This is a genomic window from Vibrio sp. KUL70 (assembly GCF_059725515.1).
The window spans coordinates 2,542,154-2,555,731 of the sequence record NZ_AP045834.1 but is presented as its reverse complement, the minus strand read 5'-3'; the positions used below and the strand labels follow the sequence as shown (position 1 = coordinate 2,555,731).

The 13,578-nt window shown below is 45.6% G+C and carries 12 protein-coding genes; 6 read left to right on the top strand and 6 right to left on the bottom strand.

All coding sequences use genetic code 11. The annotated features are described in order from the left end of the window. Nucleotide 1 precedes the first annotated feature (1 nt). A complete protein-coding gene (gene aceF, locus AC6I7V_RS11235) occupies nt 2-1,894 on the top strand; it encodes a pyruvate dehydrogenase complex dihydrolipoyllysine-residue acetyltransferase (protein WP_498010901.1) in 1,893 nt (630 codons plus the stop codon). 240 nt (nt 1,895-2,134) lie between these two features. Next, nucleotides 2,135-3,565 carry a dihydrolipoyl dehydrogenase gene (gene lpdA, locus AC6I7V_RS11230; RefSeq protein ID WP_255229941.1) on the top strand — a complete coding sequence of 477 codons (1,431 nt, stop codon included), beginning with the start codon at nt 2,135-2,137 and terminating at the stop codon, nt 3,563-3,565. A 196-nt stretch (nt 3,566-3,761) separates the two neighbouring features. Here lpdA and AC6I7V_RS11225 read toward each other — a convergent pair whose 3' ends face one another. Beyond that, a complete protein-coding gene (locus AC6I7V_RS11225) occupies nt 3,762-4,367 on the bottom strand; it encodes a LuxR/HapR/OpaR family quorum-sensing transcriptional regulator (protein ID WP_255229942.1) in 606 nt (201 codons plus the stop codon). A 337-nt stretch (nt 4,368-4,704) separates the two neighbouring features. Between AC6I7V_RS11225 and hpt the strand changes: the two genes are divergently transcribed. Continuing rightward, nucleotides 4,705-5,235 (top strand): hypoxanthine phosphoribosyltransferase, encoded by a 531-nt coding sequence (hpt, locus tag AC6I7V_RS11220; protein ID WP_255229943.1) that lies wholly within the window; start codon nt 4,705-4,707, stop codon nt 5,233-5,235. A 62-nt stretch (nt 5,236-5,297) separates the two neighbouring features. Here the strand turns inward: hpt and can are convergent, their stop codons facing one another. Next, on the bottom strand, nt 5,298-5,966 hold the full coding sequence (gene can / locus AC6I7V_RS11215) for a carbonate dehydratase (protein WP_255229944.1): 669 nt from the start codon (nt 5,964-5,966) through the stop codon (nt 5,298-5,300). 243 nt (nt 5,967-6,209) lie between these two features. Between can and AC6I7V_RS11210 the strand changes: the two genes are divergently transcribed. From AC6I7V_RS11210 to AC6I7V_RS11200, 3 genes are all read left to right on the top strand, one after another. Then, nucleotides 6,210-7,880, top strand: coding sequence for a SulP family inorganic anion transporter (locus AC6I7V_RS11210; RefSeq protein WP_261882070.1), 1,671 nt, complete (start codon nt 6,210-6,212; stop codon nt 7,878-7,880). Nucleotides 7,881-8,103: 223 nt separating this feature from the next. Next, nucleotides 8,104-9,021, top strand: a complete 918-nt coding sequence (locus tag AC6I7V_RS11205; RefSeq protein WP_255229946.1) for an ABC transporter ATP-binding protein — start codon at nt 8,104-8,106, stop codon at nt 9,019-9,021. 1 nt (nt 9,022) lies between these two features. Next, on the top strand, nt 9,023-9,793 hold the full coding sequence (locus AC6I7V_RS11200; RefSeq protein ID WP_255229947.1) for an ABC transporter permease: 771 nt from the start codon (nt 9,023-9,025) through the stop codon (nt 9,791-9,793). A gap of 86 nt (nt 9,794-9,879) precedes the next feature. On the opposite strand, the gene panC is transcribed toward AC6I7V_RS11200, so the two are convergent. Genes panC through pcnB form a run of 4 tightly spaced genes read right to left on the bottom strand, consistent with a single transcriptional unit; the run spans nt 9,880 to nt 13,436 of the window. Further along, the gene (panC, locus tag AC6I7V_RS11195) at nt 9,880-10,770 is read right to left on the bottom strand and encodes a pantoate--beta-alanine ligase (RefSeq protein WP_255229948.1); all 891 of its coding nucleotides are present in this window, start codon (nt 10,768-10,770) and stop codon (nt 9,880-9,882) included. 10 nt (nt 10,771-10,780) lie between these two features. Further along, nucleotides 10,781-11,575 (bottom strand): 3-methyl-2-oxobutanoate hydroxymethyltransferase, encoded by a 795-nt coding sequence (panB, locus tag AC6I7V_RS11190; protein ID WP_255229949.1) that lies wholly within the window; start codon nt 11,573-11,575, stop codon nt 10,781-10,783. Nucleotides 11,576-11,598: 23 nt separating this feature from the next. After that, complete coding sequence (folK, locus tag AC6I7V_RS11185; RefSeq protein ID WP_032551501.1) at nt 11,599-12,084, bottom strand: 2-amino-4-hydroxy-6-hydroxymethyldihydropteridine diphosphokinase; 486 nt, start codon at nt 12,082-12,084, stop codon at nt 11,599-11,601. Then, nucleotides 12,081-13,436, bottom strand: coding sequence for a polynucleotide adenylyltransferase PcnB (gene pcnB / locus AC6I7V_RS11180; RefSeq protein ID WP_239841193.1), 1,356 nt, complete (start codon nt 13,434-13,436; stop codon nt 12,081-12,083). Before pcnB ends, folK begins: the two co-directional genes overlap by 4 nt. Nucleotides 13,437-13,578: the final 142 nt, after the last annotated feature.

Here is a 13,578-nt window from a genome sequence, read left to right as displayed (position 1 = left end):
AATGGCAATCGAAATTAACGTACCTGACATCGGTGCTGATGAGGTTGAAGTAACTGAGATTCTAGTAAACGTTGGCGACAAGGTTGAAGAAGAACAGTCACTGATCACTGTTGAAGGCGACAAGGCTTCAATGGAAGTTCCTGCGTCTCAAGCGGGTATCGTAAAAGAGATCAAAGTTTCTGAAGGCGATTCAGTAACAACTGGTTCTCTAATCATGATTTTCGAAGCCGAGGGTGCAGCGCAAGCTGCACCTGCTCCTGCGGCAGAAGCAGCTCCAGCAGCGGCTCCAGCTCCAGCAGCAGCGGCAGAACTGAAAGAAGTTCATGTTCCAGATATCGGTGGCGACGAAGTAGAAGTGACTGAAATCATGGTTGCAGTTGGCGATGCAGTAGAAGAAGAGCAATCTCTTCTAACTGTTGAAGGCGACAAAGCATCAATGGAAGTTCCGGCACCATTCGCTGGTACAGTTAAAGAAATCAAGATCGCTTCTGGAGACTCAGTATCAACTGGATCTCTAGTGATGGTATTTGAAGTAGCAGGCTCTGGCGCTCCAGTAGCAGCTGCTCCTGCAGTTGAAGCGGCTCCTGCAGCAGCTCCTGCGGCATCAGCAGAAAAAGAAGTAAACGTTCCTGATATCGGCGGTGACGAAGTAGAAGTTACTGAAGTAATGGTAGCGGTTGGCGACACAGTAGAAGAAGAGCAATCTCTAATCACTGTCGAAGGCGACAAAGCTTCAATGGAAGTTCCAGCTCCATTTGCTGGTACGGTAAAAGAGATCAAGATTGCAGCTGGCGACAAAGTAACGACTGGTTCTCTAATCATGACTTTCGTTGTTGAAGGCGCAGCGCCTGCTCCTGTTGCAGCACCTGCACAAGCAGCAGTTCCAGCACCTGCGGCGGCTCCTGCTCCAGCAGCAAAAGCTGAAGCGGCACCTGCAGCTAACGACTTCCAAGAAAACAACGATTACGCACACGCGTCTCCTGTTGTTCGTCGTCTTGCTCGTGAATTTGGCGTTAACCTATCTAAGGTTAAAGGTACTGGTCGTAAGAGCCGTATCCTTAAAGAAGACGTTCAGTCTTACGTTAAAGATGCACTTAAGCGTCTTGAGTCTGGTGCTGCGGCATCTGGCAAAGGCGGTGACGGCTCTGCTCTTGGTCTTCTACCTTGGCCAAAAGTTGACTTCAGCAAGTTCGGCGAAACTGAAGTTCAGAAGCTTTCTAAGATCAAGAAGATCTCTGGTGCAAACCTACACCGTAACTGGGTAATGATCCCTCACGTTACACAGTGGGACAACGCAGACATCACTGAGCTAGAAGCATTCCGTAAAGAGCAGAACGCAATCGAAGCTAAGAAAGACACTGGCATGAAGATCACTCCACTTGTGTTCATCATGAAAGCTGTTGCTAAAGCGCTAGAAGCGTTCCCAGCGTTTAACTCTTCTCTTTCTGAAGATGGCGAAAGCATCATTCTTAAGAAGTACGTAAACGTAGGTATCGCAGTAGATACGCCTAACGGTCTAGTTGTTCCTGTATTCAAAGACGTGAACAAGAAAGGCATCTACGAGCTATCTGAAGAGCTAATGGCTGTGTCTAAGAAAGCACGTGCTGGTAAGCTAACTGCAGCTGACATGCAAGGCGGTTGTTTCACAATCTCTAGCCTTGGCGGCATCGGCGGTACTGCATTTACGCCAATCGTAAACGCTCCAGAAGTAGGTATCCTTGGTGTATCTAAGTCTGAAATGAAGCCTGTGTGGAACGGCAAAGAGTTCGAACCACGCCTACAACTTCCACTATCTCTATCATACGACCACCGTGTGATCGATGGTGCTGAAGGTGCACGCTTCATTACTTTCCTAAACAGCGCACTATCTGACATTCGTCGTCTAGTACTGTAATTTAGAAAGTAAATATTAAGGTGGCTTTCGGGTCACCTTAATTCTTTATACAAAGTATTTTTTAGAGAACAGTTCCCGCTTTTCTCATAAAGCGAAAGGGAAGTGTTGTCTAGCTCACAGGCTAACTTAAAGCTACTTTCACACTGTTAACATCTCTGTAAAATGTTGGCTGTTTGAAAGCCCAATAATTTAAGAACATCTTCTCAAGCCTGTTAGGGATAATGACTACAAGAGGTCACAATGAGCAAAGAAATTAAAGCCCAAGTTGTTGTACTTGGTTCAGGTCCTGCTGGTTACTCAGCTGCATTCCGTTGTGCGGATTTAGGTCTAGAAACAGTACTAGTTGAACGTTACAGCACTCTTGGCGGTGTATGTCTAAACGTTGGTTGTATTCCATCAAAAGCACTTCTTCACGTTTCAAAAGTAATTGAAGAAGCGAAAGCGATGGCTGATCACGGCGTTGTATTCGGTGAGCCACAAACTGACATCAGCAAGATCCGTATCTGGAAAGAGAAAGTAGTAGACCAACTGACTGGCGGTCTTGGCGGTATGGCTAAGATGCGTAACGTGACTGTAGTTAATGGCTACGGTAAGTTCACTGGTCCTAACTCTATCCTTGTAGAAGGTGAAGGCGAGTCAACAACGGTTAACTTCGACAACGCTATCATTGCAGCGGGTTCTCGCCCAATCAAACTGCCATTCATCCCGCATGAAGACCCACGTATTTGGGATTCAACTGATGCGCTAGAGCTGAAAGAAGTACCAGAAAAACTGCTTATCATGGGTGGTGGTATCATCGGTCTAGAAATGGGTACGGTTTACCACTCTCTAGGTTCTAAAGTAGACGTAGTTGAGATGTTCGACCAAGTTATCCCAGCTGCGGATAAAGACATCGTTAAAGTATTCACTAAGCGCATTAAGAACAAGTTCAAGCTAATGCTTGAAACTAAAGTGACTGCAGTTGAAGCGAAAGAAGACGGTATCTACGTTTCAATGGAAGGCAAGAAAGCACCAGCTGAAGCTGAGCGTTACGATGCAGTTCTTGTTGCTATCGGTCGTGTTCCAAACGGCGCACTTATCGACGCTGAAAAAGCTGGTATCGAAGTTGACGAACGTGGTTTCATCAACGTTGATAAGCAAATGCGTACAAACGTTCCTCACATCCACGCGATCGGTGACGTTGTTGGTCAACCAATGCTTGCTCACAAAGGTGTGCATGAAGGTCACGTAGCGGCTGAAGTTATCTCTGGTAAGAAGCACTACTTCGACCCTAAAGTAATTCCATCAATTGCGTACACTGAGCCAGAAGTAGCATGGGTTGGTAAGACTGAGAAAGAAGCGAAAGCTGAGGGCATCAACTACGAAGTTGCTACTTTCCCTTGGGCAGCTTCTGGTCGTGCAATCGCATCTGACTGTGCAGACGGTATGACGAAGATGATCTTCGACAAAGACACGCACCGTGTAATCGGTGGTGCTATCGTAGGTACTAACGGTGGTGAGCTTCTTGGTGAAATCGGCCTAGCAATCGAGATGGGTTGTGACGCAGAAGACATCGCTCTTACTATCCACGCTCACCCAACTCTACACGAGTCTGTTGGTCTAGCTGCGGAAGTATTTGAAGGTTCAATCACTGACCTTCCAAACAAAAAAGCAGTGAAAAAGAAGAAGTAATTCTTCTTTAGCCACTCGCTAATGTTTTTGAAAGCCGCTGATTCGTCAGCGGCTTTTTTATGCTTGGAGTAAAGCAGTAACGTTGCACTTCGAGATGCGAGTACGCTGCGCTCTGGGATACGAAGAGCGGATGCATAAAAACAAAAAGGGCTGACCCATTAGGCCAACCCTTCACAATTATTCTCGAATCTCGAATCTACTTATAAATACACAACATATTTAAGTAGCTGTCAGTCAATGAGTGCAATTCTTCAGTTGAGTTTGCACGCTTCGCTTGGATGAACAGCGAGTAGCAAATACCGTGGAATAGGTTCGCCAAGTGTTTCGGTTCATGTTGGTCGCAAACTTCACCACGCTCGATCGCTTTAACGAACATGTTCTGTACCAGCATCTGGTTAGTGCGGTTGGTTGTTACGAACAGTGGCCATACTTCATCACGAGTTGACGCGCTCCACTCGAACCAAACATTGAGCCAGTGACAATCTTGCTCAACAAGAGTAAGCATCTCATTGGTGATGTTTGTTAAGTTCTGCTTAGCGTGAATATCGAGGTCAATATTGTCTGAAAGAAAGTTTGAGAACTGACGAACAACATGGTTTAGAACCTCGTCGACCAGATCTTCACGCGTTGGGAAGTAGTTAAATACAGTTGCGACAGATACTTGAGCAATGTCTGCGATATCTGCGTGTCCACCTCGGCCAATGCCGCGACGGGCGAATACTTCAAGTGCAATCTCCATCAATTGAAGTTTTCTTTTTAGGGGTGAAAGCCTAGTTCTAGGTCTCTTAGATATTGAGTCCATAATGTTTTCCTTGCCAACAAAATATTATATTAATGATTTTATTATTATTTAAGCCAGAATGAGTGTAATGGTGCATATGCAAATGGTCAATCATTTGTGCTTGTTTTATGGACAATTGCATCAAACTTGATACATAAATCGTGATCCGCACAGGGCGTTGTAATGCGATTTAACTCGGAAGCCGAGAATACGACTCTTGATACGAGAACTGTGATTTAAATTGATACGCGAGGTGGTGTGGGTATTTGAGCAGTGCTAGACTTACGCTCGAAAATCCGCGGCACTATTGATGAAACGATCTACACTTGTCGCAGTCACTAAACAAAATGAGAGCAGTATGAAACATACAGTTGAAGTCATGATCTCTGAGCAAGAAGTTCAAGATCGAGTGCAAGAGCTAGGCAAACAGATCACCGAGCACTATCAAGGTAGTGAAGATCTTGTGTTGGTAGGCCTATTACGTGGATCATTTGTATTCATGGCAGATTTAGCACGTGCAATCGATATTACTCACTGCGTTGATTTCATGACAGCTTCTAGCTACGGCAACACAATGGAAAGCTCGCGTGATGTGCGTATCCTTAAAGACCTAGATGATGACATCAAAGGTAAAGATGTACTGCTAGTTGAAGATATCATCGATACTGGCAATACGCTGAACAAGGTAAAAGAGATCCTAAGCCTGCGTGAGCCTAAGTCGGTACGAATCTGTACACTATTAGATAAGCCATCTCGTCGTGAAGTAGACGTAGAAGTAAACTGGATCGGTTTTGAGATCCCTGATGAGTTTGTTGTGGGTGTCGGTATCGACTACGCTCAGAAATACCGTCACCTACCATACATCGGTAAGGTTGTACCTCAAGAGTAATTGTCGATTGGATGAACTCGAATGATTAAAAAGCCCGCATGATGCGGGCTTTGTTGTATTTGTTAGCCTTGTTGCCCTAGAAGAGGCGTGGTTAGAATCTTGTTCAATGCCTCTAAATGACTGTTCTCTAGGGTATCGTTGCTTGAACAACGCACACCAAGATCTTTCAGTTTGCCATCACCGATACCATACACAACGCCGTGGATTTCAACCTCTTGGCCGCGCTCCCAAGCACTCTGCATAATAGTGGAATTACCTAAGTTGTAGACCTGCTCAGCAACGTTGATTTCACAGAGCTTATCACCCCATTGTTCACGAGGTAGCGCTTCAATTTGTTTGCGATACTTTAAATAGTTATCACGGATGTGCAGTAGCCAGTTATTGATAAGACCCAGTTTAGGGTTATCAATCGCTGCATTCACACCGCCGCAGCCGTAGTGACCGCAGATGATGATGTGTTTCACTTTCAAAACATCAACCGCATATTGCACAACGGATAGGCAGTTAAGGTCGGTATGAATGACTTGGTTTGCCACATTACGGTGGACAAACAGCTCACCAGAATAGAGCCCTGTTAAGCGCTCAGCCGGTACGCGACTATCTGAACAGCCGATCCAAAGAAACCCCGGGTTTTGACCCTCTTCAAGCGTGGTAAAATATTCAGGTCGTTCTGAACGAATTTCATCAGACCATTTGGAATTGTTTTCAAAAAGCTGTTTTATTTCTGGCATCTTGCTTCATACATCCCTCAATTAAGATGCTTAACTATACACAATGTTACAAATTCAATCTTGTAAAAAGTGCGTCAAAAAGTACTCATCTGACGTGTTCTAGTTCGTAAAATCATAAACTTAGGAATAAAGGTATCATCTGGTTATAAGACATAAATATTGTGATTGAATTAACACTTTCTGAGCAGTTGATACATTTGTTAAAGTAATAAGGTTTGTCAGTTCATCACATGGAGATGTATTTTGTTTGGAAGTCGTTTTGCAGATATCAATCTCAAAGGGGATATGTTCGGCGGTGTCACTACAGCCATTATCTCATTACCTTTGGCGTTGGCATTTGGTGTTGCTTCTGGTGCAGGCGCTGAAGCGGGTCTATGGGGAGCGATCATGGTCGGCCTATTTGCCGCACTATTTGGTGGTTCCAATACACTGATCTCTGAGCCAACAGGCCCAATGACGGTGATCATGACAGCGGTATTGACCAGTATGATGGCTAAGTACCCTGAAACGGGATTGGCAATGACCTTTACCGTGGTGATGATGGCGGGTGCATTTCAGGTGTTACTCGGAACGTTAAAGTTAGGGAAATACATAACTTTGATGCCATATAGCGTGATCTCCGGTTTTATGTCGGGTATCGGAGTTATTCTAATCATCCTACAGCTTTCTCCACTTCTCGGTCATGCAGCACCTGCAGGTGGTGTTATGGGTACCTTGTCAGCACTGCCTGACACAGTAGCGAATATGAAGTTCAGTGAGTTGTTTCTTGGTTTACTGACGCTGGGCATTCTATTTTTCTTCCCTAAGCAGTATCGAAAATATGTTCCCGCGCAATTGGTAGCCTTGGTTGCTGTAACACTGCTTTCGGTTATTTTGTTTGATACTGATGCGATTCGCCGCATTGGTGAAATCCCTGCTGGTTTGCCATCGCTGGTTGTGCCACATATTGATGCTTCTATGTTTACCGAGATGGTCATTGATGCATTGGTGTTAGGTACTTTAGGCTGTATTGATACACTTTTGACCGCTGTTATTGGGGACTCTTTGACTCGTAAAGAGCACGATTCGGATAAAGAGCTGCGTGGTCAAGGTTTAGCAAATATGATCTCTGGTTTGTTCGGTGCCCTTCCGGGTGCGGGTGCAACCATGGGAACCGTAACCAACATTCAGGTTGGTGCGCGCTCTCCATTATCGGGTGTGATTCGTGCATTAGTACTTGCACTAGTTGTTCTGGTGGCTGGTGGTTTGACTGAACCTATCCCAATGGCGGTACTGGCGGGCATTGCGGTGTATGTGGGTTTCAATATCCTTGACTGGAGTTTCATACAGCGTGCACACCGCGTGAGCTTTGCGGGTATGGCGATCATGTATGGCGTTATGTTGCTAACTGTATTCGTTGATCTAATTGTGGCGGTTGGCCTTGGTGTCTTTATTTCTAACATCATCATCATTGAGCGATTGAGCCGTGAGCAAGCGCGTCAAGTGAAGGCGATCAGTGATGCCGATGAAGATGATGTACCTTTATCGGACAGTGAGCGGGGCTTGCTGGATATGGCCAATGGCAAAGTGTTGTTCTTCTATCTATCCGGGCCAATGATCTTCAGTGTCTCTAAGGCGATTTCTCGTCAGCACACCAGCATCTCCGATTATGAGGCGATGATTCTCGATCTCACGGATGTACCTATGATTGATGTAACGGTTGGTCTTGCTCTAGAGAATGCGATTAAGGATGCTCTGGACGCCAACTGTGAAGTGTACTTATTGTGTCCGAATGACAATACTCGTCAACAGCTTGAAAAGTTCCATGTGCTTGACCTCGTACCAGAGTCGAATACCTATCGCTTCCGTTATGAAGCACTACGAGCTGCAACTAACTACGTGGCACGTGATGAGCATGAACTCGGTTCCGCTTAGTAAAAATGAATAGTTAGATGATAAGTACCGTTAAGTTAATGACTTAACGGTATTTTTTTATCTTGTTTGAGGCTGGTCTTTCTATATTTCTATAATTTTGGAAATATCAGTTTGTTTTCATCGTTATTTGACGATAGACTTGTTGGTATATTGGACGTGTTTGAGAATAAGGTCATTTTTTCTCTCATGCCTACTCACTAATCGCAAATGGCAAGTTATCTTCATGTACGCATTAGAAATAGAACAACTTAGAAAGACCTACACCGGTGGGTTTGAGGCTCTAAAAGGCATCAGCCTGCAGGTGAAAAAAGGCGACTTTTACGCACTACTTGGGCCCAATGGTGCGGGTAAATCGACAACGATTGGGGTTATCTCCTCGCTGGTAAACAAAACTTCGGGCAAGGTAAAAGTGTTTGGTTTCGACATCGACCAAGATCTTGAACTGGCTAAACAGAACCTTGGTCTAGTACCTCAAGAGTTTAATTTTAACCCGTTTGAAACCGTTGAGCAGATCGTACTTCAACAGGCAGGCTACTACGGGGTGTCTAAGTCTCTAGCTAAAGAGCGCGCTAAAAAGTATCTATCTAAGCTCGATCTGTGGGAAAAACGCAGCGAACGAGCAAGAAACCTGTCTGGTGGTATGAAACGTCGTTTGATGATCGCTCGCGCACTGATGCACGAACCTCAATTACTGATCTTAGATGAACCTACAGCCGGTGTTGATATTGAACTACGTCGTTCAATGTGGGAATTCCTACAAGAGATCAACGAGAAACAGGGTATCACTATCATCCTAACGACTCACTATTTGGAAGAAGCGGAGATGCTGTGTCGTAATATCGGCATCATTCATCGTGGTGAGTTGATAGAGAACACGACCATGAAGTCACTACTGAATAAGCTTAGCGTTGAAACCTTCATTCTCGATTTAGAAGAGGGGGCACCTGAGCCGACATTACAAGGGGTCAATAGCCAAGCGATGGTGAATGGCTCTCTAGAGATCGAGATTGATAAAGCCTTAGGTTTGAACACCATCTTTAGCCAACTTACAGAGCAAGGTATTAATGTATTGTCGATGCGTAACAAAGCGAACCGTTTGGAAGAGCTATTTGTGAGCATCGTGCGAGAGGGGAGTAAATAATATGTACAGCTTATATTGGACCGCTTTTCGCAGCTTATTGAACAAAGAAATCAACCGTTTTACTCGTATTTGGGTGCAAACACTTGTGCCGCCAGCGATCACTATGACGCTCTATTTTATTATTTTCGGTAACCTGATTGGTGCGCGAATTGGTGAAATGAACGGTTTTAGCTATATGGAATACATAGTACCTGGCTTGATTATGATGTCGGTAATTACTAACTCTTATTCGAATGTGGCGTCGTCGTTCTTTAGTGCGAAGTTCCAAAAGAACATTGAAGAGCTATTGGTCGCTCCGGTACCGAACTACGTAATTATTGCGGGTTTCGTGATGGGCGGAGTTGTTCGTGGTTTATTGGTTGGTGCTATTGTAACTTTTGTGTCGCTGTTCTTCGTTGATCTGCAAGTTGATCATTGGGGCGTGATCATTGCAACGGTATTTTTAACGTCAGTAGTATTTGCGTTGGGTGGTCTTATTAATGCGGTATTTGCGCGTACCTTTGATGATATCTCAATTATTCCAACGTTTATCCTAACGCCTCTGACTTACCTTGGCGGAGTGTTCTACTCAATCAGTCTACTGCCTGAATTCTGGCAAGGTGTCTCTAAGTTGAACCCGATTGTGTATATGGTTAATGCGTTCAGATATGGCTTCTTGGGCGTGTCGGATGTCGGTATTGTGACCTCGTTTGGCGTACTGGGTGTATTTATTGTAGTGCTTTATGGCGTTGCCCATTACTTGGTGACAAAGGGCATAGGTTTACGTAGCTAGTCTTTACACCACCGAGCTAACAGATAAAGAAAAAGGTCGATTTAACATCGACCTTTTTAGTTTTTTTCGTTCGAAAAACGGACGAATTATTCAGCGGCTTCTTCTTTCACTTCATCTTTTGTTTCCGTCACCAAATCAAGAACTTGGTTGTCGATAAGACGAGTCTTTCCTAAGAAGGCTGACATAAGAATGACGGCTTGCGTGGATTCAGAAGTGATGGATTGCAGAGTTTTAGCATCGCAGATGAAGATCTCATCCGGTTGTATGTCTGCAGCGCGAAGCTGATCAGTAGCATCTTCAATTACTGACGCATAGTCATCACGACCACCACGGATAGCACTGCTGATCCAACGCATAGTACGCGCCAGTACAGGAGCACGCTGACGCTCATCTATCGTAAGGTTGCCGTTACGAGAGCTCATTGCTAAGCCGTCCATCTCACGCACCGTAGGTACGCCCACAATGTCGATATCGAGTGCCAGATCGGCTGTCATTTGACGAATGACTGCAAGCTGTTGGAAATCTTTTTCACCGAAGCAGGCAACATCAGGCTGAACGATGTTGAACAACTTGGTTACGATCGTTGCTACACCACGGAAGTGACCTGGACGAGAAGCCCCCTCAAGCATGTGAGAAAGGCCAGGTACTTCAACAAACGTCTGTTTATCAAGGCCTGCCGGGTACATGATCTCTGGCGTTGGTGTAAATACCAACTCAACGCCTTCACCAGTCAATTTGCTCAAGTCAGCTTCTAGAGTACGAGGGTAGTTGTTAAGATCGTCTGCGCGGTCAAACTGCATTGGGTTGACGAAGATACTAACCACAACGATATCAGCCAATTCACGCGCTTTTCTTACTAGAGTAAGGTGACCCTCATGAAGGTTGCCCATAGTAGGAACGAAAGCAACAGTGCGTCCATCGCGTTTATATTGCTTAATCTGCTCACGAAGAGCCGCTACTTCAGCGAAAGATTGCATACTCTAACTCCTAAGCGATTGTGTGAGCGTCATCAGGGAAACGTGCGCTCTCAACATCTTCTTTATATTTGGCCACGGCTTTACGCATATCCCCTGTTTCCGCTAAGAAATTCTTAGAGAATTTAGGCATATAGTTCGCAGAGATACCGAACATGTCGTGCATAACTAGGATTTGACCGTCGGTCACATTGCCCGCACCAATACCGATTACTGGTACATCACAGGCTTCAGTAATACGTTTTGCCAATGAAGCAGGTACACACTCAAGCAGAACGATTTGCGCGCCAGCGTCTTGTAGAGCCAATGCGTCTGCCACCATTTTATCGGCTTGCTCGTCATCGCGACCTTGTACTTTGTAACCACCAAAGATGTTTACCGACTGAGGCGTTAAACCTAGGTGCGCACAAACTGGTACAGCGCGCTCTGTTAGCATTTTCACTGTATCTACCAGCCAGCTGCCACCTTCAATCTTAACCATGTTGGCACCAGCGCGAATGAGCTTTGCTGCGTTTTCACAAGCTTGTTCAGGTGTTGCGTAGCTCATGAATGGCATGTCAGCCATCAATAGGCAGTTAGGGCTGCCTGCGCGTACTGAACGAGTGTGGTACGCAATGTCTTCAACGGTAACTGGCAGTGTGTCAGTTTGGCCTTGCAGTACCATACCAAGCGAATCACCGACTAAAAGGACTGGGATCTCTTGGCTTTCGAATAGTTGACTGAAGCTGGCATCGTAAGCCGTTGACGTTGCAAATTTGCGGCCTTCACGTTTGCACTTGATCAGGTCGTTAATGGTTACTTTTTTCATTGGTTTTCCTTAATGCGTCTGGCTTATTTTTGCCAAACATTGAGCCCGTTTTTATCGACTACTTTCAGCAGTTCGCTGAGCTCAGTCCCATCAGGGAGTTGTAAACTTGGTGCGATTTCAGCTAGCGGGTAAAGAACAAACTCTCGCTCTTTCATTCCGTAGTGAGGAACAGTTAAGCGCTCTGAATCGATCACCTCATTGCCGTATAAGATGATGTCTAGGTCCAGGGTTCTTGGCCCCCAACGCTCATCTTTACGGACACGCCCTTGCTCTTGCTCAATCGCTTGGGTGCAGTTGAGCAGTTCAATTGGCGTTAATTCGGTCTCAATAGCGACCACCGCGTTGATGTAATCGGGTTGATTTTGCGGCCCCATTGGAGTGCTACTATATAGCTTAGAGGTCGCAATAAACTTTGATTGCGGTAGGCTTTTTAATGTTTCGATAGCCAAATTAGCTTGGCTTACAGGGTCGGCCAGATTACTGCCGACCGCGATATACGCTGTGATCATGATGACGGCTTACTTTTCTTGTTGCGGTAAGTCTTACGGCGTCGATGACCTGATTTTGATGGTGGCGCTACATCGTTTGCCATCGCTTGACGCATGTTGCGTCCTGCGCTTTGGTAGCGCTCCCACCATTTAGCAAGCTCTTGGGTTTCACCACCTTCGATCTCGCCGCGCATCTCAAGGAAGTCAAAGCCAGCACGGAACTTGTTGAGCTCCATTAGGCGTTGAGCGCGCTTGCCGTTGCGACGAGGTAGGCGAAGTTGCAGTTGCCATACTTCACGAATCGTCGCTGTGTGACGACGTGGAATAGCGATGCTCTTAACTTGTTGATCAAGAATAACATTGCTCGCTTCCATGATAGCGTCATATTGAGAAAGACCAAGCTCATCGGCCAGCTTCTCTGCCAGTTTGTTCATCGGGTACCACAAGATGGCCGCGAACATAAAGGCTGGGTTAACGCGTTTTCCATCTTCGATACGTAGGTCAGTGGAATCGAGGACCAAGTCTAGCATCTGTTCTGTCTGAGAAGAGTAGTCTTCAGTAAAGAACTCAGCCACCGCTGGGAACATCTGTTGGAACAGATTGTACTCGCGCATTAGGTGGTAAGTCTCAAGACCGTAGCCTGATTGAAGAAGCTTTAGTGACTCTTCATAGAGACGAGCCGCTGGGATATCTTTTAGCAGGTGTGCCAACTCTTCAATTGGATCAGCCGTGTCTTCTTCGATGTCAAAGTCTAGTTTCGCAGAGAAGCGCATTGCACGAAGCATACGCACCGGGTCTTCACGGTAGCGAGTTTCTGGATCACCAATCAGGCGGATTAATCGATCTTCTAAGTCTTCTACACCACCAGCGTAATCGTGGATGCTGTAGTCTGCAATGTTGTAGTACATCGCATTGATGGTGAAGTCACGACGTTCTGCATCTTCATCTACGCTGCCGTAGACGTTATCACGCAGCAACATGCCTTCTTTAGACTGAGCTGATACGTTTTTCGATGGTTCTTGGTGGTGACCACGGAAGGTGGCGACTTCGATGATGTCACGACCAAACATGATGTGCGCAAGGCGGAAGCGACGACCGATAAGACGGCAGTTTCTGAATAGGTTTTTGATCTGCTCTGGCGTCGCGTTAGTCGCGATGTCGAAATCTTTCGGTTGTGAGCCGAGCAGTAAATCTCGCACACCACCACCGACTAGGAATGCGTCAAAACCCGCACCATTCAGGCGATATAACACTTTGAGTGCGTTATCACTGATCTGCTTGCGTGAAATATTGTGCTCTTGTCGAGTGTAAATATTCAGAGCTAAATCGTGGAATCCACGTTGTTCGCTAGGGGTATTGTCGTTTGTATTCATTAGTTTACAACAAAGTAGGTATCGCCAACTTTGCTTTTCTCTTAGTCCAAAGTGGTAGTGCAGAGTTTAATTGCGGCTAATAATAGCCTAGCGGAAGCCATTTGAGAACATTGTCCGCTTATACGCACCTAAGGGTTATGGC

Excerpts from the sequence above, each read along its gene's own strand:
- aceF (WP_498010901.1), top strand. The coding sequence starts at position 2 with ATGGCAATCGAAATTAACGTACCTGACATCGGTGCTGATGAGGTTGAA.
- lpdA (WP_255229941.1), top strand. The coding sequence starts at position 2,135 with ATGAGCAAAGAAATTAAAGCCCAAGTTGTTGTACTTGGTTCAGGTCCT.
- AC6I7V_RS11225 (WP_255229942.1), bottom strand. The coding sequence starts at position 4,367 with ATGGACTCAATATCTAAGAGACCTAGAACTAGGCTTTCACCCCTAAAA.
- hpt (WP_255229943.1), top strand. The coding sequence starts at position 4,705 with ATGAAACATACAGTTGAAGTCATGATCTCTGAGCAAGAAGTTCAAGAT.
- can (WP_255229944.1), bottom strand. The coding sequence starts at position 5,966 with ATGCCAGAAATAAAACAGCTTTTTGAAAACAATTCCAAATGGTCTGAT.
- AC6I7V_RS11205 (WP_255229946.1), top strand. The coding sequence starts at position 8,104 with ATGTACGCATTAGAAATAGAACAACTTAGAAAGACCTACACCGGTGGG.
- AC6I7V_RS11200 (WP_255229947.1), top strand. The coding sequence starts at position 9,023 with ATGTACAGCTTATATTGGACCGCTTTTCGCAGCTTATTGAACAAAGAA.
- panC (WP_255229948.1), bottom strand. The coding sequence starts at position 10,770 with ATGCAATCTTTCGCTGAAGTAGCGGCTCTTCGTGAGCAGATTAAGCAA.
- panB (WP_255229949.1), bottom strand. The coding sequence starts at position 11,575 with ATGAAAAAAGTAACCATTAACGACCTGATCAAGTGCAAACGTGAAGGC.
- folK (WP_032551501.1), bottom strand. The coding sequence starts at position 12,084 with ATGATCACAGCGTATATCGCGGTCGGCAGTAATCTGGCCGACCCTGTA.
- pcnB (WP_239841193.1), bottom strand. The coding sequence starts at position 13,436 with ATGAATACAAACGACAATACCCCTAGCGAACAACGTGGATTCCACGAT.